The sequence below is a fragment of the Campylobacter sp. Cr9 genome, assembly GCF_020138295.1.
In the GTDB taxonomy this organism is placed as follows: Bacteria; Campylobacterota; Campylobacteria; order Campylobacterales; family Campylobacteraceae; genus Campylobacter_E.
In genome coordinates this window covers 89340-106609 of record NZ_JACGBH010000005.1, presented here as the reverse complement: position 1 = coordinate 106609, position 17270 = coordinate 89340, and the positions used below count along the sequence as shown (strand labels likewise).

Genomic DNA, 17270 nt, shown 5'->3' with positions numbered 1-17270 from the left:
TTTAGATAAAGATGCAGCAAGTTTTGTAGCTGGGTGGTTTAGTGATGTGGCATATAAAAGTAATTTTTTAGCAGCTGATAGAAATAACGATGGAGAAGTAGATAAAAAAGAAATTAATTATACTATAGGAGCATTTTCTTTATATATAGAGCCAACTAAAGATGGTTCAGGACAAGCTACTAAAGTTGCAAGTTATGTTCCAAGTCTTTTTGCTATCAATAAAGATAATGCAGGCAGTATTAGCAAAGCACTTGATAAAACTATTAGTATGGATAAAAATCTTGATGGTTATATAACAATTGCTGAAAAATATGATTTTAAAGATATTGTTTATGAATACGGAGTGTTTTTTGATGATCAACCTTTTATGAGTATTCCACTTCATAAACAAGCTGATGTTGATATAGCTGAAGAAGAAATTAAAAGAGTAAAAGAACAAGTCAAACTAAATAATATAATTGAAAAACTTAAAAAATCACAATCTTTAGATAATAACGAAAAAGAAATATTACAAAAATTTAATATCCAAAATATAAGCAATGAATTAAAAATAAGCGAAGATAAATTAAAAGATTTGATTAATAGCGATAAGCTGGGAGATTTTATATCTTATACAAAAGACTTCATAAATGAACTTAGCGACACAAAATTGCTTGATATAAAAGTCTAATTCAAATTCTTAAAAAATTTAAAAGAATTTGAATTAGGAATTAAGATTATTTTTGAGCTTCACGCCACTCGTTTAGCACTTTTACTTCTTCATCACTTAAAAATCCGCTAAATGCAGAAAATCCACTAAGTGAGTATGCAGGACAATTTATGCTTTCATAATTTTGTTTAGCTTGATTTAGTTCATAGCTAAATATTGAAAATACTCCTTTTACATCTAGTCCGTGTGATCTTGCTGCGCTTACTGCTGCTATACTAGAACCCCCACTTGAGATTAAATCTTCTAACACTACGCAAGTGCTTCCGTGCTTAAAGCTTCCTTCAATCATTTTTGCTCTTCCGTGGGTTTTGTTCTTTGATAAGATATAAATTAAAGGTTTGTTTAAAATATCAGCAACCCAAGCTCCGTGAGCAATAGCTCCTGTAGCTGTCGCTGCTATGTAATCAACATCTTTTACTTTTTCTTTAATTAGATTTGCTAAATGATTTGCTATTATTTTTCTTTCTTTTGGATAGCTAATTAATACACGATTATCACAATATATAGGGCTTTTAATACCGCTTGAATATGTGAAAAACTCTTTTGTATTAATAAAAATCGCTTCACAATCTTTTAAAATCTTTACAACTTCGCTAGCTACTTCTTTATTCATTTTCTTCTCCTTTTAAACATTGAAAATAAGCTCTAATAGGATTAGTGCTTTTTGTAATCATTCTACCAGCTACTATATAATCAATATTATTTTCTAGTGCAAATTTTGGCGTTGCAACTCTTGCTTGATCGTTTGCATCAGTGCCTTTAAATCTAATGCCAGGTGTAAGGCTTTTAAGTCCTTGAGATTTTACAAACTCTGCTTCATAAGCGCTACTTACTATGCCATCAAGACCTGCGATTTTGCAAATATTTGTGCGTTGCTTTACGCATTCGCTAATTGAACCATTAAATCCTAAATCGCTCTTAAACTCAGCTTCGCTAAAAGATGTAAGAACGCTTATTCCAAATAATTCGCACTTACTATCAAGTTCATTTTTAGCATTAACAGCTGCTTTTAAGGCTTTTTCGCCTGCAAAAGAATGAAGACTTAAAATATCTATATCGTTTTTTAAAAGCGTTTTAGTAGCGTTATAAATTGTATTTGGAATATCAATTAATTTTAAATCCAAAAATATTTTAAAACCTAAATCTTTAAGCTCTTTTAAAAAATCATTTCCTGCAGTGTAGTATTGCCACATACCAACTTTAAGATAAGGCATAACGCATTCATAATTATGCTCTTTTGCGTAATTTTGTAAATTATCAAATGAGATTTGTTTTACAAAATTTCTGCTCTCTTCTAAACTATCAAAATCTAAGGCAATTATTGTTTTCAATTTTTCTCCTTTAGTTGTAAAAACTTATCATATTTTAATTCTTTTAAACTTAGCATAATACAAAAACTTATAAGGTATAAAGCACTCAAAAATCCCATAACCACTACAACACTTCCGTATAAATCAAGTAATATTCCAATAATTACTGAGCTAAAGCCCCCAACAGCACGACCTGTGTTTATTATTAGATTATTTGCACTTGAGCTTACATTTGCAGGATATAAAATATTTACTAATGCACCATATCCAGCAAACATTCCATTGCTAAAAAATCCTATGATAAAACCTATTATTAAAAGCTCTGTGTAATTGCTAACTAAGCCAAATGAAAACACTAAAGCAGCTGAGCCTAATAAAAACACTGCATAACTAAGTCTTGGTCCAAATCTATCAAAAAACTTACCAAATACCCACATTCCAACGCTCATTCCAAAAATAGTGCTAACCATCCAATAACTTGCACTTGAGCTTGTTAGATTTAGGCTAGTTTGAGCCATTTTAGGAAGCCAGTTCATCATACCAAAATACCCTGCGATTTGAATACTTGCCATAATGCTTAGTGCAATGCTTAAATAAATATTGCTTTTAAATGCTTTAAGAAATTCTTGTTTGCTTGATTTTTGAATCGGTGCTTCATCAAGTTTTAAGCGAATTACAACTGCTAAAATAACAGGCACAAGACCGATTAAGAATAAATATCTCCAACCGAAAGCTAGCAGCATTCCTGCTAAGATTGCAGCCATTGCAGCACCGATTTGACCAAAAATAGCAATAATGCTTGAGTATTTCCCCATATTTTTATTGCCAAATTCATCTTTAATAAGACTCATTCCAATGCCGTATTCTCCACCAGCACCAAGTCCTGCTAAAACTCTAAATAAAATTAACCAATAATAAGTATTTGCGAAGAATATTAGCCCCGTTCCAACAGCAAAGAAAATAATTGAATATGAAAATACTTTAATCTTACCATATCTATCAGCTAAAAAACCAAATATAAGCCCACCTGCTAACATTGCTAAATTCGTTGCAGTTGAGATAAATCCAGCTTCTTTACCGCTAAGATTAAACTCATTCATAATAGAGCTAAGTGCATAAGCAATAAACATAATATCCATCATCTCAAGACACATTCCAAGAGCTGACGAAGTTATGATTGCAACTTGTCTTTTTGTATAATTTTTAAACATTTTTTACCTTTCTTATCGTGAGTTTTAGAAAAGTAAAAGGCCTTTGTTTTTCTAAGTTTCGCTTAAGCTTATTTTTAAGCACAAACTTTTTATTTTATCTTTTTTAAAATTAATTTTAGCTTAAAATTTATATTTTTTATAAAAAATCTTAAATTGTGTTTAATTTTTCTACATTTTTAAAAAAATCAATAAGAATTTGAATTCGGAATTAGATTTTTATAAATGCAATATTTTAAATAAGAACGCTAGTTTATATTAATAAGTAATAATTAAGCCATAAAAGGAGTTTAAGATGAAAAAATTTTTAAGTTTATTTGCAGCTGCTGCAATTCTTTCAACAAGTGCTTATGCAATAGGTGGTGCTAGTGGAGCAAAAACTGATTATACAAAACAAGGTAAAATAGGTGAGGTTGTAATGAACCCTTATAAAATCGCACCTCTTACTGCAGTAATTAAAAATGGTGGGTATAAATTAAGTGATGTTAGTGTTGAAATTGTTCCTAAGAAAAACGGAGTGCCTTTAAAATATAAAGTGGCTAATAAGTTTTTATTAACTCATGGTGGTATTCCTGTATTTGGACTTTATCCTGATTATTACAATACTGTAAAAGTTAGCTATACAAAAGAAGCAAACGGCAAAAGCGAAAGAATAGAAAATGAAGTATATGAAATGTATGCTAGTGCTGTTTATGTTGAGCCTAATGGACTAAAGTTTCAAAAATCAGCTTTATTTAGTGAAGCAAAGATTACCAAGGTAGATCCTGAGTTTAAAGATAGGCTTTATTTTGTAAATAATATTACAGAAAAAAGTGGAGCAGGCTCAAATGTAGTTTGGAATAATCCTACCGGTGGTGCTTTAGAATGGAATTATTATCCACAAAATTTCATAATAGATACAGCAGGTGATGTTCGCTGGTATATGTTCGCAAATCCTATTTATGATTTTGAACAACAATATAAAGCTGGTGTTATGATGGGCTTTAAGCAAGATACTGATGGTGCTTTAGTTTGGGGTTATGGTCAAAGATACGCAAAATACGATATTATGGGAAGAGAGATTTTCAATCGTCGTTTGCCTGCTAATTATGTTGATTACTCACATCAATTAGATGTAGCTGCTAATGGTAATTATTTTTTAAGGGTTGCTAGTGCAAATACCCTTCGCCCTGATGGTAAAAATGTTAGAACTGTAAGAGATGTTATTGTAGAAATTGATAGAGATGGCAATGTGGTTGATGATTTTAGACTTTACGAAATACTTGATCCATATAGAGATATAGCTTTAAAAGTTCTTGATCAAGGTGCAGTTTGTTTAAATATTGATGCAAATAAAGCAGGTCAAACCTTAAGTGCTGAAGAATTAGCTAAGCTTGATAGTAGCGATAAATTTGGAGATATTGTAGGAACTGGAGCAGGTAGAAACTGGGCTCATGTAAATAGTGTTAGCTATGATAAATTTGATGATAGCATTATAATTTCATCACGCCATCAAAATGCTATTGTAAAAATTGGTCGTGATAAAAAAATCAAATGGATTTTAGGCGCTCATAAAGGCTGGAAAGATGAGTTTAGAAAGTATTTATTACAACCTGTTGATAATAAAGGTAAAAAAATAGTTTGTGAAGATGATTATAGCAAATGCCCAGGATATGAAAATGATGAAGGCGGATTTGACTTTACATGGACACAACATACAGCTTATATAATTAATGAAATGAGCAAAAAAGGCATTACTTATATTACGGTATTTGATAATGGAGATAGCCGTGGTATGGAACAACCTGCATTTGCTACGCTAAAGTATTCTCGTGCTGTTGTTTATAAAATAGATGAGAAAAAAATGAGTGTAGAGCAAGTTTGGGAATATGGTAAGCAAAGAGGGCATGAGTGGTATAGTCCTGTAACATCTTTAACAAAATACAATGCTGATAAAAACTCAATTTTTACTTATTCGGCTACTGCAGGAGCTAATTTTGATTTAGCAAATGGTGCATTTACTTCTGCTCCAAGTCCTTATTTAATGGAGTTTAAGTATGGTTCAACAACTCCAAGTGTTGAAATTCAGTTAAAAGATACTACCGGTTATCAAGCTTGGCCTTTTGATTTAAACGAGGCTTTGAGTAAGTAATCATAATTTGATTTCGTATAATTACGAAATCAAATTCCTAATTCAAATTCTTAAAAAAATTTGTGGAATTTGAATTAGGAAATTAGAATTTGTTTTGAGTATCTTTTATTAAAATATTTAAGCGTTTTTCGTAATTTTTATAATCTTTTACCAAGTCTTTGTATAAGTCTAATTTATCATAATATTTTCTTCTTGATAAAAATAATGCTTGATTTGTTTTTTCTAACTCTTTTAAAACATCTTTTTCTTCTATTTTTTTAACCCAGTTAAATGCTTGAGTGATTTTCATCGGCATTAAAAACTCATCTTTTTTAACATATTTTCTAAAAGCATTTAAATCGTATAAAAATAAAGCTACTTCATCTTTATTGTTTTTATCAAGGACATAATTTACAAATTCTTTTGTTTTTTTAAGATAAGAATTAAGGAATTTTCTCTCATCTTCTTTTAGATTTCCTGCTAGTGTTTGTGCATATTTTTCACTTCTACTTGCGATTAGTAATAACATCATATGTTTTTTATCAATTAGGCTAAATTGTGATATTTGTATTCTATCTATGAATAAATCTAAATCAGAAAAAACTACGCCTTTATATAAATTATAAAATGTTGAAGAGATAATATTCTTTACTATATTTTCTAAGTTTAATACATTTTTTGATGCAGCTATGAAATTTGCTTGTTCTAATTCAACAAGTGCTAAGGAATTCTCCTTAGCAAACTTATTAAATTCATTTGAAAAATCTATAATTTCTTGCATTATTTATTCATTGAAATATAGCTATTTAAAGCACCTAAATATGCTTTAGCACTAGCTTTCATAGTGTCTAAATCAAGTCCGTGTCCAATAATAGCACGCTGACCTTCAAAACTAACCTTAACACTTACTTGAGCTAAGGCATCTTTACCTTTACTAACTGCATCAACCTTGTAATCAAGCAAGCTACCATTAACCTTACTTGCTCTATCAATTACTTTAAATACTGCATCAATCACGCCATCTCCAATAGCAGCTTCACGGATAGTTTCGCCATCGCATTCCATTGTAACTGCAGCAGTTGCAAGTGCTGATGAGCAATCGCTTACTTGAAGATTGATAAGCTTAAATTTCTCTTCAATTTTAATTTTATCAGCAGCCACAATAGCTATTAAATCATCATCAAACACTTCTTTTTTCTTATCGCAAAGGTCTTTAAACTCAGCAAATGCACGATTTAACTCTTCAGCTTCTAAGCTAAAGCCTAGCGCTTTTAATTTGTCATTAAATGCTGCTCTTCCGCTGTGTTTTCCTAAAACTAAATTATCTTGAACTAAACCAATATCACTAGCTTTCATGATTTCATAAGTTTCAGGGTGTTTTAATACTCCGTCTTGATGAATGCCACTTTCGTGAGAAAATGCGTTTTTACCTACGATTGCTTTATTTGGTTGTGGATTTACACCGATTATGTTTGATAATAATCTACTTGATGGATAGATTTCTTTATGATTTATAGTGGTGTAAAATTCTCCTAATTCATCAGCTCTAACCTTTAAAGCCATCACAACTTCTTCTAAAGCTGCATTTCCTGCACGCTCTCCTAAACCATTTAGCGTAACTTCAATTTGTCTAGCACCGCCTTTAATAGCAGCAAGTGTGTTTGCAGTAGCTAAGCCTAAGTCGTTGTGATTGTGTGCTGATACTATAAGCCTTCCTTTTGTATAATCACTTATTTCTTTAAATACCTTATATATTTCATCAGGTAATCTATATCCAACCGTATCAGGGATATTAAATGTTCTTGCACCTGCTTCATAGACTGCATCTGCCATTTCTTTTAAGAAATTTATATCACTTCTTAAAGCATCTTCACAAGAAAACTCAACATCTTCGCATAAGCTTTTTGCTAATTTTACATTTTTAACTGCAGTTGCTAAAACTTCTGCCGGAGTTTTTTTAAGCTTATATTCCATATGAATTGGGCTTGTTGCAATGAATGTATGAATGCGTTTTTTAGCTGCTGGCTCAAGTGCTTTACCTGCTTGAATAATATCATTTTCAACGCAGCGTGCAAGCGAACAAACGCTTGAGTTTTTAATAATTTGTGCGATTTTATTAATCGCTTCAAAATCACCTGGGCTAGATGCTGCAAAGCCAACTTCCATAACATCAACGCCTAAACGCTCAAGTGCTAAGGCTATTTGGATTTTTTCTTCTGTATTCATTGAAGCACCTGGGCTTTGCTCACCATCTCTTAAAGTTGTATCAAATATTATAATTCTTTCGCTCATTTTCTTTCCTTTAGTTTAATTTTAGTTATGTTTTAATGTGTGTATATTTTAATTTATTCTAAATCGCCCTTGCTTGGGCGAAGGAGTTCAAGGTAATATGTGCATCTATCATCAGATACTTTTTCTTGATATTTTTTATGTTGTTTTAAAAATTCTTGCATTAATTGTTTAAAATTACTAAAGCCATAGTTTTTAGCTTGAAAATCAGAGTATTTCTTTTGCATTAAAGAATTAATTACTGCATACTCAGCTCTATTTCTTTCATCTATTAGATTTTCAATTATTTGTTCTAATTCGTGCTTTTGTTCTTGTGGAATAGATTTTAATTTATCTTTATCATTTATTTTTGCTTTTTCATTATCTAAATAAAAAAACTCATTAAATGAATTAACATAAGATTTAATAGATTTACTTGTTCCTATTCCTATTGCTAATTTATTATTTTCTCTTAATTTTTGAACTAAACTTGTATAATCACTATCTCCCGAAACTATTACAAAAACATCAATTTGCTTTTCATAAAATATACTTAAAGCTTCGGTTGTAAGATACATATCAGATGAGTTTTTGCCTGATGAGGTTGAGAATTGTTGCATTGCAATAATACCATAATCAAATATTTTTTCACGCCAATTTTGGATATTTTCTTTACTCCAATCAGCATAAATTCTTTTAATAATAACATTGCCATAATTTGAAGCATAATCAAAAATGTCTTTAGCATATTTTGCAGGAACATTTTCAGCATCAATAAAAACTGCAACGCTATTATTTTCTAACATCTCATTCCTTTTTTATCTTTTTCGTGTAAAGATTATAAATTGCTCTTGATAAACCATAGATAACATAAGCACTCATAATTAATGTAAATATTTCTAAAGGAAACAAAAATATTAACGAGCATGCAAAAATTAAAACAATTAATGCTTTTAATATATTTGCTTTTTTAAATTCAATCTTTTTAAAACTAGGATATCTAACGTTGCTTACCATTAAAAATGATAATAAAAATGTAAGAAAAATTATGAAAATTCCCATAAAATGAGAACCATCACAATGGTGTTTATAAAACACTACCCAAACTCCTAAAACAACAGCTGCAGTTGGTATAGGAAGTCCTATAAATACTCTAGGATCATAAGTACCTGTGGTTACATTAAATCTTGCTAAGCGAATTGCTCCAAATATAATAAAAAGAGCCATAGCAAGTGAGCCAAGTCTTCCGTATTCTTGACCTAAATTAAAATAAAATAATATTGCAGGTGCTACACCAAAAGCTATAATATCAGCCAAGCTATCAAACTCAACACCAAATTTTGAAGCCGTATTTGTAAGTCTTGCAACTCTACCATCCATTCCATCGCATATTAAACTTACAATAATTAAAATCATAGCTTTATCATAATCACCTTTAATTGATGCAAGCATACTTAAAACTCCTAAAAAAATAGAAGCCGCTGTAAATAGATTAGGTAAAATATATGCTAGTTTATGAGAATTTTTTTCCATTTTTTATTCTCCAATTCTTGCTATATTAGAATTAGCCAAAATTTTATCTCCAACACCCACTAAAAGTGTGCTATTGTATGGCAAAATAATATCTATTAAGCCTACTGAGAAAAATCCTATCCTTTGACCTTTTAAAGCTTTATTTGTATTATATATTGATTTTATGCAGTATTTAGCAGGTTTAAAAATACAAGATATCTCTTCGTTAAAAGTAATTTTAGTAGCATTTGAATAAAAATTATCATTATATTTTAATCCATTAATTGCTTGCGTTTGAATATTATCTGATTTTATAACACTTCTTATTTCTGATGAGTTAAGAAATAAGCCGCAGTAAGTTTTATCTAAAGTTAATATTATTTTTTGATTTTCTTCATCTATATTAATTTCTATTACTTTTGCATCAATAGGACTTACTATATTATTAATATCATCATCTGTAATTTCTCTTTCTACTCTTTTATAAAATAAATGTAAAAAAACTAAAACTACAAAAAGCAAACAAGAAAAAGAAAAAATCCAAGTAAAAAGTATAAAAATTATCCAAGCTACTAAAACTATTCTTTTTCCACAATTTGCTATTAAATTCATTTTTCAATCTCACTTAATCTTGTTTCTAAGTTGTTTTCTACTTCGTAGTTTTTAATAATATCTCTTACCTCACTACCTTCAATAACTTCTTTTTCATAAAGTCTTTCAACCATAGTTTCAATGGCACCACTATATTGTTCTAATGTGGTAACTACGGCATTAAATCTTTCGTTTAGTAAATTTTTAACATATTCATCTAATTTTTGAGCCATATCATCTGAATAGTCTTTTATGGTTTGACCACCACCTAAGAATTGATTTCTTTGCTTTTCAAGAACCATAAGACCTGCAATATCACTCATTCCATACATTGAAACCATAGCTTTAATAATATCAGTTGCACGCTCTAAGTCATTGCTTGCACCAGTTGATATTTCTTTTATAAATACATGCTCAGCTGCACGACCACCCAAAAGAACATCAACTTCAGCGATTAATTCATGCTTTTGCATTAAGAATTTGTTTTCCTCAGGAGTATTTAAAGTGTATCCAAGTGCAGCTAAACCTCTAGGAATAACTGATACTTTTGTAACTTTTTTAGCACCTTTTGTAGTTTCTGCAATTAATGCGTGTCCGCATTCATGATAGGTTACTATTTTTTTCTCTTTATCGCTAATTCTTCTTGATTTTTTCTCAAGTCCAGCGATTGCACGCTCAACTGCTTCGGTCAAATCGCTTTGTTCTACTTCTTTTTTATTATTTCTACCTGCTAAAAGTGCTGCTTCATTGATTATGTTTGCTAAATCAGCTCCTGCAAGTCCAGCTGTAAGTCTTGCAATATCTTCAACTTTTACTTCTTTAGCAATTTTAACATCTTTCATGTGAACGCTTAAAATATCACATCTTCCTTTGAAATCAGGCTTATCAACTAATACTTGTCTATCAAAACGACCTGGTCTAAGTAATGCAGTATCTAATACTTCAGGTCTATTTGTAGCCGCTAGCACAATAACAGGACTTTCAGAACCAAAGCCGTCCATTTCTGCTAAAAGCTGGTTTAGAGTTTGTTCTCTTTCATCGTGTCCTCCCATGTGAGAGCCTGCAGCACGAGATTTACCAATAGCATCAATTTCATCTATAAATATAATTGCAGGAGCTTCTTTTTTTGCATTTTCAAACAAATCCCTTACACGACTAGCACCAACACCAACAAACATTTCAATAAAACTTGAACCCGAAACGCTAAAAAATGGAACTTCAGCTTCACCAGCTACTGCTTTTGCTAAAAGTGTTTTACCTGTTCCTGGAGGTCCTACTAATAATAAACCTTTTGGTATTTTTGCACCTAATTTAATGTATCTTTCTGGATATTTTAGAAAATCTACTATTTCTTTTACTTCTTCTTTTGCTTCTTCAACCCCAGCTACATCATCAAATTTAACTTTTGGCTTTTCTGAATTAACTAATTTTTTAGAATTGCCAATCCCTAGTATTCCACCACCCATTTTTTTTTGCATTCTGCTTGTAATAAAGCCCCATATTGCAAAAAATATAAAGATAGGAATAATCCAAGTAAATAATAAATTTGATAAAAAGTTATTTTCTGAATAAGAAGTATAATTTACATTTTTTTCATCTAGTAATGTAGTTAGATTTGAATCTCTTACTAGATTTGCTGTATAGTTTGTATTAAAATTACCACTACCCTTTATTTGAGTTTGTCCTATTTGAACTTTTGTAATTTCACCTGACTCTATTTTTTTCTTAAAGTCTGAATAGCTTATTTTATTATTGTTATCAGCTAATCCGCCTTCTTCAAAAAATAAAGAAAACGCACCGAATACCAATAGTGAAAAAATCAAAAATATTACTATTGGATTTTTGTTAGAATTCTTATTTTCATTATTATTCATTTTTCACCTTATAAACTAAAGTTAGCCAATCTCCTTTTAATTTTTCATCTACTAAACACAATGAAGAAAATTGACTTTTAATTCTTTCCGAATAAGTATTTAAAATACCAGAAAGAATTAAAACTCCGTTCTCATTTAGTCTTTTTATTAAATCATTTTTTATTATAAGTATTACATCAGCAATTATGTTAGCCACTACTAAATCATATTTTTTATTAGTTTTATCACAAGAGCCTTGCCATATATCGTTTAAGCTAAGATTATTTAGTTTAAAATTATTATTTGTACTAATTACTGCAAGCTCATCAGTATCACATGCATCAACGCTTAAACCATATTGAGCCATAACAAGAGATAAAATCCCACTACCACAGCCAACATCAAGCCCTGTTTTGCAATCTTTAGTGTATTTTTGTAAGAACTCAACACATGAATTTGTGCTTTCGTGATGACCTGAACCAAAAGCTAAAGCTGGATCTATTTTTAGATTAATACAACCAACTTTAGGCTCTTGCCAAGTAGTATGAATATATATATTATCTATTAGTATTGGTTTTATGTTCTTTTTATATTCGTCTATCCAATCTTTATTTTCTTTTTCGCTAAGAGAATAAGAAAGGTTTATGTTTAAATTACAATCATTAAGTCTTTGTTGTAATTCATCTAAAGCAAAAATTAAATCATCAAGACTTTTATCACTTCTTATTATTAATTCATTGTTTTTTTCTTCAACTGCATCAATATCAAATGCAAATACAAAATCACTAATAAACTCTAAATTATTCGTCTTAATAACTAATTCTTGATAAGTTTTTTGCATAATTATCCTAAAACATCTTCTAGTTTTTCTTTTAAAACTTGTGGAGTAAATGGTTTAACTATGTAGTTATTAACCCCAGCTTTTAATGCTGTAATAACTTCTGCTTTACCACCTTCGGTTGTTACCATGATAATAGGCATATCAGCATATTTTGCTTCTGCTCTTACTTTTTTAACAAGTTCAAGACCATTCATTTCAGGCATATTCCAGTCAGTTATTAAAACATCAATATCACTATTTGCACATAATAACCCCCAAGCTTCTACACCATGTTCTGCTTCTAAAACATCTTCATGACCTAATCTTTGTAAAGTATTTTTAATAATTCTTCTCATTGTAGAGCTATCATCTACCACTAATAATTTCACTTTAAAATCCTTTTAATATTATTTGATGGTGCGTTTAGCGAGACTTGAACTCGCACACCTGCTGGCACTACCCCCTCAAGATAGCGTGTCTACCAATTCCACCATAAACGCAAAAAAGGCTACCTATAAGTAGCCTAACTATTATAAAAATGGATTACCGTATAGTAATAATAATCCTATAACTAATACATAGATAACTTGTGCTTCAATTAATGCGATTGCAACGAACATTGTTGAAGTTAATTTACCACCTAGGCTTGGGTTTCTTGCGATTCCTGCAATTGTTGATGCAGCAACATTTCCCATACCAATAGCACCACCGAATGCTGCTATACCAAGTCCTATACCAGCAACTAGAACAGAATAAGCTTTAATAAGCCCTTCAGCACCTACTTCACTAGCATAAGTAAAGCCAGTTAAAGCAAATAATAAAAATAAAAACTTTTTCATAAAAGTCCCCTAAAATATATTTAATTTTCCTTTCGGATTGCGTATCCCCTACTAGAAAAATTATGGCTTATATTCTATTAAGCTAAAGTAAATAAATTAAGACCTAGCAAAAAAACTAAGTGTAGTGTTGCCGAATTTTTTACTTTTAAATAAAGTGTAATTTCCTGATTTAAATTCTACTTTGCTAGAATGCTCAATTATTACTATATCGCACCCTGAGTTTTCAAAAAGTTCTTGGATTTTAAGATAAACATCGCTAAAACCATCTCTTATATCAAATGGCGGGTCAAGATAAAGAATAGTTTTTTCATTTTTTAAGTTTTTAATGATTGTTGGTAAAAGCTTAAAAGTATCATCGTTAAATACTTCTATATTTAAATCTTTTGTATTTTTTAATGCACTTTTAAAAGCAGCTTTATCAATTTCTACCGCATAGGCTTTTTTAGCATAATTGCTAATCGCTTCTATTGCCATACTAGCACTTCCACCAAAGGCTTCTATAAAAATATACTCTCTTAATTCATCTCTTAAAACATTAAAAACACAAGATTTTACAATACTTTTTGTAGCTCTTGTTGTTTCTTTTGATGGATTTTCTAAGGCTTTTCCTTTTAAAAAGCCGCTTTGAACTCTTAAAACATTATTTTTCATACATTAATTGGATTAAATCATATTTGAATTTATTAAGTAAATTATCAAGTTTTTCTTCAAAACTTAAAACCTTATTATCATCTTGATTAATTGTGCTTGAAAACTCATATAAAGCTTCAATTAATTGCTCTTTGCTAAAAGGAAGCTTTAAATGAGCATTTTTAAAACCTATTATAAATTGAGGTTTTTTTGCGTGCATAAGTTTTTCGTCAGTTATTAAAAAATCGCAATCTTTTTTATTTACTAAATGTTCTTTTAAAAATAAAATCAAAGTTCGCTCTAACAAAACATCTTTACACGCAATAGATATTTTCATACTAAGCTAACCTTTAATTTATGATTTTTTAAACTTGCTGGAATAATTCCATGTGTTAATGAAATAAACTCAGCTGCGTGCAAAATATAAAAATCACTAAAATCTCTATTTGAAACTCTTTGTAATTCATTGCTTAAAGTATCAAACATTTTAAAGCTTGAACTATCAGCTACAACTAAAAAATCAGCTCCACTATCATAAGCATCTAAAACAATTTTTGCTGCTTTTTTATATGCTAATTCTTCGTCTAATTCTAAGTATCTAATTCCGTTTTCAAATTCTTGAGTTTCAAAATTAACTAATTTTGCCTTAGTTTTTGATAAAAAATGTAAAAACAAATCAATAGTAAAACCACGATAAACAGCAACGTTAAAACCATTAAAATCGTTTTTGATTTCTATATTTTGCAAATCTTGAATTACACAAGCTGTGTTTTTATAATTTTTCTTAGCATAATCAAGTAAGCTAACATCACAAATTAAGTTTGTTTCGCCCATACAAGCATCAAATTCTTTTTTATATTCGCTTGGTTTGTATTCTTGTTTTGTATATAAAGATTTTACATAAGTTTTTCTAAAATCACCTTGAAGTAGATTTGAAAAATTAAAATCATCATTAATTAAAGTTATCATCTAATCTCCTTTTGATGCTTTAAACTATTTTTAATTTCTTCGTAAATTTCGTAGTCTTTGTATAAAAATGGCTTTAAATTTACAGCATAATCAATTCCACCTTCTTCATCAAAAACAATATCTAAAATTTCTTTTCTTTTATCAGGATATTTTTCAAGAAGTTTTGCTGCAAAAACAAAAGCACTATCTCCTAAATAATTTTCATTATATTCACGAACATCACTTGCGTAATATAAAAATTTATAAGATTTATAAAGCTCAAAATCACTTTCATCACAAATATTTTTGAATTTTTCAAATACTTTTAAAAAGTCGTTATTATCGCACATTAAATCAAGCTTAGCTCTTTTTAAATCAATTGCACTTAGGCAAAAATCGTTTCCAAAAACTTTTAATAATTCAAAAATCTTTGTATCTAACGATAAAACCTTATTATCAATTCTTACAAACTCACTAGCACAAGGCATATTAAAATATCTATCTTGCTCTTTTACTAACTCTAAGACATTGTAAAGCGTAAAATCTTCATTACAATTTCTTAAATCAATTTCATAGGGTTTATAATAAAACTCATAATCCCTTGTTGCGTCAAATCTAAATACTCTTAAAATAAAACTTTTCATAACACTTCCTTTTTTACTAATTTATATCAAAAAAATGTTATAAATTATTAAAAGGATTTAATATGTATTTAAGAGCAAACACTCATTCAAAAATTGATGTTTATTTTTCTAAAAATTCAAATGATTTCGTAGTTCGTGAAATACCATTATATGAATTTAGTGGTTCTGGAGAACATTTGATTTTGCATATACAAAAAAAAGACTTAAGCACAAATGAATTGTTAAAAGACTTAAGCGCAGCAACTGGCGTAAAAGCAAGAGATTTTGGCTATGCAGGGCTTAAAGATAAGCAAGGATTAACTTTTCAATATATTTCAATGCCAAAAAAATATGAAAAAGAATTAGCAAATTTTTCTCATGAAAAATGCAAAATTATTGATACTTTTTTACACAATAACAAGTTAAAAATAGGGCATTTAAAAGGTAATTCATTTTTTATAAGATTAAAAAAAGTTAATAAAATTGATGCTTTAAAAATAGAGCAAGTTTTTAATAATATTAAAGAAAATGGCTTTCCAAATTATTTTGGCTATCAAAGATTTGGCAAAAATAATGATAATGCAAAAACAGGTTTGGAAATCTTAAAAAACGAATTAAGTTTTAAAAATAATAAGCTAAATAATTTTTTAATTTCTGCATTTCAAAGCGAATTATTTAATACTTATTTATCAAAAAGAATTGAGATTTCAAGATTTAGCAATGATTTTTCAAAACAAGAATTATTAGCACTTTATAAAGACAAAACCTTGGTAGATAATCTAAAAAAACAAAAACAATTTTTTAAATTATTTGATAATGAAATATACGAGCACTATCCTTATGGCAAGGTATTTAATGAGAATTTAGAAGAAGGTTTAAAAAGATTTTTAGCAAGAGATATTAGCCCTTCAGGAATAATCTTAGGAGCTAAACCTAAATTAAACGAAGGATTTTTAGGAGAAATTGAAAATAATATTTATAAAGATTATTTTGATTTACTAAAAACTCAAAATGGTTCTAGAAGATATTTATGGACTTACACAAGTAATGAAAAGCTAAATTATAATGAAGAACTAGCACAACTTAGCCTTGAGTTTAGTCTTCAAAAAGGCTCATACGCAACAGTAGTGCTAGATGAAATAATACACTTAGAAAGGAATGAAGAAATCTAAATCAAATTCCTATTTCAAATTCCTTGCAAAATCTTTGGAATTTGAATTAGGATTTTAAATATAAAACAAACTAAATTTTAGTGATATTCTAGACTTCAAAAACCAAATTCCTATTTTAAGATTTTAAAGAATTACGAAATTAGGAATTATTATTTGCAACTTAGATTGTATCTTAGTTTATAATCTGTAAAATGCTTTGGATAAGGGACATTTACTCTAAATGTTTTTGCAGTATTTTCGCTAATTATTCCATCTATTTCAAAATCATAAGAATAAGAATTTTGTAATTTTTTAAGTTTAAAAATACTTGTATGTTTGCTTGTATCAAATATACTTCCATCAACTTTTTTAACATTAAGATTCATAATTCTAACATTTAAATTACAAATTTTTAAAGGCACTTTGCCGTTATTATAAATTTGACCTTGAATTATTACATTGTTTTGTGATTTATAATCATCAACATTTCTTAACTCGCTTTTTTTAAGCACACCATCAAGAGTAAGTAAAACAGAATAGGTTAAAATCATCATAAACACAAAAAGTGTGAATGAAAATGTATATAGTTTTATTTTTTCTTTAAAAAAATAATATAGCAAATATTGAGCAAAAATATATATCACAAATCCTGCAAAAATTGTAAAAATATGAAAGCTTGATAAATACATATTACTCCT

20 protein-coding genes and 1 tRNA gene are annotated in these 17270 nt (G+C 29.1%); 3 read left to right on the top strand and 18 right to left on the bottom strand.

The features are described 5' to 3' along the window. Positions 1–670, top strand: a 670-nt coding sequence (locus AVANS14531_RS03825) for a hypothetical protein (protein ID WP_336611385.1), incomplete at its 5' end; no start/stop codon positions are given. Between the two features lie 46 nt (positions 671–716). Here AVANS14531_RS03825 and pyrE read toward each other — a convergent pair. The 3 genes from pyrE to AVANS14531_RS03810 are packed head-to-tail and all read right to left on the bottom strand — an operon-like array spanning position 717 to position 3230. Then, on the bottom strand, positions 717–1322 hold the full coding sequence (pyrE, locus tag AVANS14531_RS03820; RefSeq protein ID WP_336611384.1) for an orotate phosphoribosyltransferase: 606 nt from the start codon (positions 1320–1322) through the stop codon (positions 717–719). After that, complete coding sequence (gene pyrF, locus AVANS14531_RS03815) at positions 1315–2040, bottom strand: orotidine-5'-phosphate decarboxylase (protein WP_336611383.1); 726 nt, start codon at positions 2038–2040, stop codon at positions 1315–1317. Before pyrF ends, pyrE begins: the two co-directional genes overlap by 8 nt. Further along, the gene (locus AVANS14531_RS03810) at positions 2037–3230 is read right to left on the bottom strand and encodes an MFS transporter (protein ID WP_239817920.1); all 1194 of its coding nucleotides are present in this window, start codon (positions 3228–3230) and stop codon (positions 2037–2039) included. The genes pyrF and AVANS14531_RS03810 overlap by 4 nt, the downstream gene beginning before the upstream one ends. Before the next feature lie 292 nt (positions 3231–3522). Here AVANS14531_RS03810 and AVANS14531_RS03805 point away from each other — a divergent pair, with 292 nt between their 5' ends. After that, a complete protein-coding gene (locus tag AVANS14531_RS03805) occupies positions 3523–5358 on the top strand; it encodes an aryl-sulfate sulfotransferase (RefSeq protein ID WP_336611382.1) in 1836 nt (611 codons plus the stop codon). 82 nt (positions 5359–5440) lie between these two features. On the opposite strand, the gene AVANS14531_RS03800 is transcribed toward AVANS14531_RS03805, so the two are convergent. The 14 genes from AVANS14531_RS03800 to AVANS14531_RS03735 form a co-directional block, all read right to left on the bottom strand. After that, positions 5441–6118 carry a hypothetical protein gene (locus tag AVANS14531_RS03800; protein ID WP_336611381.1) on the bottom strand — a complete coding sequence of 226 codons (678 nt, stop codon included), beginning with the start codon at positions 6116–6118 and terminating at the stop codon, positions 5441–5443. Then, a complete protein-coding gene (locus tag AVANS14531_RS03795; protein ID WP_336611380.1) occupies positions 6118–7629 on the bottom strand; it encodes a 2-isopropylmalate synthase in 1512 nt (503 codons plus the stop codon). Before AVANS14531_RS03795 ends, AVANS14531_RS03800 begins: the two co-directional genes overlap by 1 nt. A gap of 53 nt (positions 7630–7682) precedes the next feature. Next, positions 7683–8411 (bottom strand): NYN domain-containing protein, encoded by a 729-nt coding sequence (locus AVANS14531_RS03790; RefSeq protein WP_239817927.1) that lies wholly within the window; start codon positions 8409–8411, stop codon positions 7683–7685. 1 nt (position 8412) lies between these two features. Further along, a complete protein-coding gene (gene pssA / locus AVANS14531_RS03785; protein ID WP_239817928.1) occupies positions 8413–9138 on the bottom strand; it encodes a CDP-diacylglycerol--serine O-phosphatidyltransferase in 726 nt (241 codons plus the stop codon). 3 nt (positions 9139–9141) lie between these two features. Beyond that, a complete protein-coding gene (locus tag AVANS14531_RS03780; protein ID WP_336611379.1) occupies positions 9142–9729 on the bottom strand; it encodes a phosphatidylserine decarboxylase in 588 nt (195 codons plus the stop codon). Next, entirely contained in the window at positions 9726–11582 is a 1857-nt protein-coding gene (gene ftsH / locus AVANS14531_RS03775; protein ID WP_336611378.1) for an ATP-dependent zinc metalloprotease FtsH, read from the bottom strand. Before ftsH ends, AVANS14531_RS03780 begins: the two co-directional genes overlap by 4 nt. Further along, positions 11575–12402: a 50S ribosomal protein L11 methyltransferase gene (locus AVANS14531_RS03770; RefSeq protein WP_336611377.1), complete on the bottom strand. Its 828-nt coding sequence runs from the start codon at positions 12400–12402 to the stop codon at positions 11575–11577. The genes ftsH and AVANS14531_RS03770 overlap by 8 nt, the downstream gene beginning before the upstream one ends. A gap of 2 nt (positions 12403–12404) precedes the next feature. Then, the gene (locus tag AVANS14531_RS03765; RefSeq protein WP_214115879.1) at positions 12405–12770 is read right to left on the bottom strand and encodes a chemotaxis response regulator CheY; all 366 of its coding nucleotides are present in this window, start codon (positions 12768–12770) and stop codon (positions 12405–12407) included. Between the two features lie 26 nt (positions 12771–12796). Beyond that, positions 12797–12881, bottom strand: a tRNA-Leu gene (locus AVANS14531_RS03760). A gap of 30 nt (positions 12882–12911) precedes the next feature. Continuing rightward, entirely contained in the window at positions 12912–13220 is a 309-nt protein-coding gene (locus AVANS14531_RS03755; RefSeq protein WP_239817932.1) for a F0F1 ATP synthase subunit C, read from the bottom strand. A gap of 96 nt (positions 13221–13316) precedes the next feature. Then, entirely contained in the window at positions 13317–13871 is a 555-nt protein-coding gene (locus AVANS14531_RS03750; protein ID WP_336611376.1) for an RsmD family RNA methyltransferase, read from the bottom strand. Continuing rightward, positions 13861–14187, bottom strand: a complete 327-nt coding sequence (locus AVANS14531_RS03745; RefSeq protein WP_239817934.1) for a hypothetical protein — start codon at positions 14185–14187, stop codon at positions 13861–13863. Before AVANS14531_RS03745 ends, AVANS14531_RS03750 begins: the two co-directional genes overlap by 11 nt. Beyond that, the gene (locus tag AVANS14531_RS03740; RefSeq protein WP_336611375.1) at positions 14184–14819 is read right to left on the bottom strand and encodes an HdrB C-terminal domain-containing protein; all 636 of its coding nucleotides are present in this window, start codon (positions 14817–14819) and stop codon (positions 14184–14186) included. Before AVANS14531_RS03740 ends, AVANS14531_RS03745 begins: the two co-directional genes overlap by 4 nt. Further along, positions 14816–15442 carry a DUF5644 domain-containing protein gene (locus AVANS14531_RS03735; RefSeq protein ID WP_336611374.1) on the bottom strand — a complete coding sequence of 209 codons (627 nt, stop codon included), beginning with the start codon at positions 15440–15442 and terminating at the stop codon, positions 14816–14818. Before AVANS14531_RS03735 ends, AVANS14531_RS03740 begins: the two co-directional genes overlap by 4 nt. 62 nt (positions 15443–15504) lie before the next feature. Between AVANS14531_RS03735 and truD the strand changes: the two genes are divergently transcribed. Then, the gene (gene truD, locus AVANS14531_RS03730) at positions 15505–16593 is read left to right on the top strand and encodes a tRNA pseudouridine(13) synthase TruD (RefSeq protein ID WP_336611373.1); all 1089 of its coding nucleotides are present in this window, start codon (positions 15505–15507) and stop codon (positions 16591–16593) included. A 149-nt stretch (positions 16594–16742) separates the two neighbouring features. Here the strand turns inward: truD and AVANS14531_RS03725 are convergent, their stop codons facing one another. After that, the gene (locus tag AVANS14531_RS03725) at positions 16743–17261 is read right to left on the bottom strand and encodes a DUF2393 family protein (RefSeq protein ID WP_336611372.1); all 519 of its coding nucleotides are present in this window, start codon (positions 17259–17261) and stop codon (positions 16743–16745) included. Positions 17262–17270 lie beyond the last annotated feature (9 nt).

Bases quoted from the DNA above. Each gene is read 5' to 3' on its own strand.
- pyrE (WP_336611384.1), bottom strand. From the start codon at position 1,322: ATGAATAAAGAAGTAGCTAGCGAAGTTGTAAAGATTTTAAAAGATTGT.
- AVANS14531_RS03810 (WP_239817920.1), bottom strand. From the start codon at position 3,230: ATGTTTAAAAATTATACAAAAAGACAAGTTGCAATCATAACTTCGTCA.
- AVANS14531_RS03805 (WP_336611382.1), top strand. From the start codon at position 3,523: ATGAAAAAATTTTTAAGTTTATTTGCAGCTGCTGCAATTCTTTCAACA.
- AVANS14531_RS03800 (WP_336611381.1), bottom strand. From the start codon at position 6,118: ATGCAAGAAATTATAGATTTTTCAAATGAATTTAATAAGTTTGCTAAG.
- AVANS14531_RS03795 (WP_336611380.1), bottom strand. From the start codon at position 7,629: ATGAGCGAAAGAATTATAATATTTGATACAACTTTAAGAGATGGTGAG.
- AVANS14531_RS03790 (WP_239817927.1), bottom strand. From the start codon at position 8,411: ATGTTAGAAAATAATAGCGTTGCAGTTTTTATTGATGCTGAAAATGTT.
- pssA (WP_239817928.1), bottom strand. From the start codon at position 9,138: ATGGAAAAAAATTCTCATAAACTAGCATATATTTTACCTAATCTATTT.
- AVANS14531_RS03780 (WP_336611379.1), bottom strand. From the start codon at position 9,729: ATGAATTTAATAGCAAATTGTGGAAAAAGAATAGTTTTAGTAGCTTGG.
- ftsH (WP_336611378.1), bottom strand. From the start codon at position 11,582: ATGAATAATAATGAAAATAAGAATTCTAACAAAAATCCAATAGTAATA.
- AVANS14531_RS03770 (WP_336611377.1), bottom strand. From the start codon at position 12,402: ATGCAAAAAACTTATCAAGAATTAGTTATTAAGACGAATAATTTAGAG.
- AVANS14531_RS03755 (WP_239817932.1), bottom strand. From the start codon at position 13,220: ATGAAAAAGTTTTTATTTTTATTATTTGCTTTAACTGGCTTTACTTAT.
- AVANS14531_RS03750 (WP_336611376.1), bottom strand. From the start codon at position 13,871: ATGAAAAATAATGTTTTAAGAGTTCAAAGCGGCTTTTTAAAAGGAAAA.
- AVANS14531_RS03745 (WP_239817934.1), bottom strand. From the start codon at position 14,187: ATGAAAATATCTATTGCGTGTAAAGATGTTTTGTTAGAGCGAACTTTG.
- AVANS14531_RS03740 (WP_336611375.1), bottom strand. From the start codon at position 14,819: ATGATAACTTTAATTAATGATGATTTTAATTTTTCAAATCTACTTCAA.
- AVANS14531_RS03735 (WP_336611374.1), bottom strand. From the start codon at position 15,442: ATGAAAAGTTTTATTTTAAGAGTATTTAGATTTGACGCAACAAGGGAT.
- truD (WP_336611373.1), top strand. From the start codon at position 15,505: ATGTATTTAAGAGCAAACACTCATTCAAAAATTGATGTTTATTTTTCT.
- AVANS14531_RS03725 (WP_336611372.1), bottom strand. From the start codon at position 17,261: ATGTATTTATCAAGCTTTCATATTTTTACAATTTTTGCAGGATTTGTG.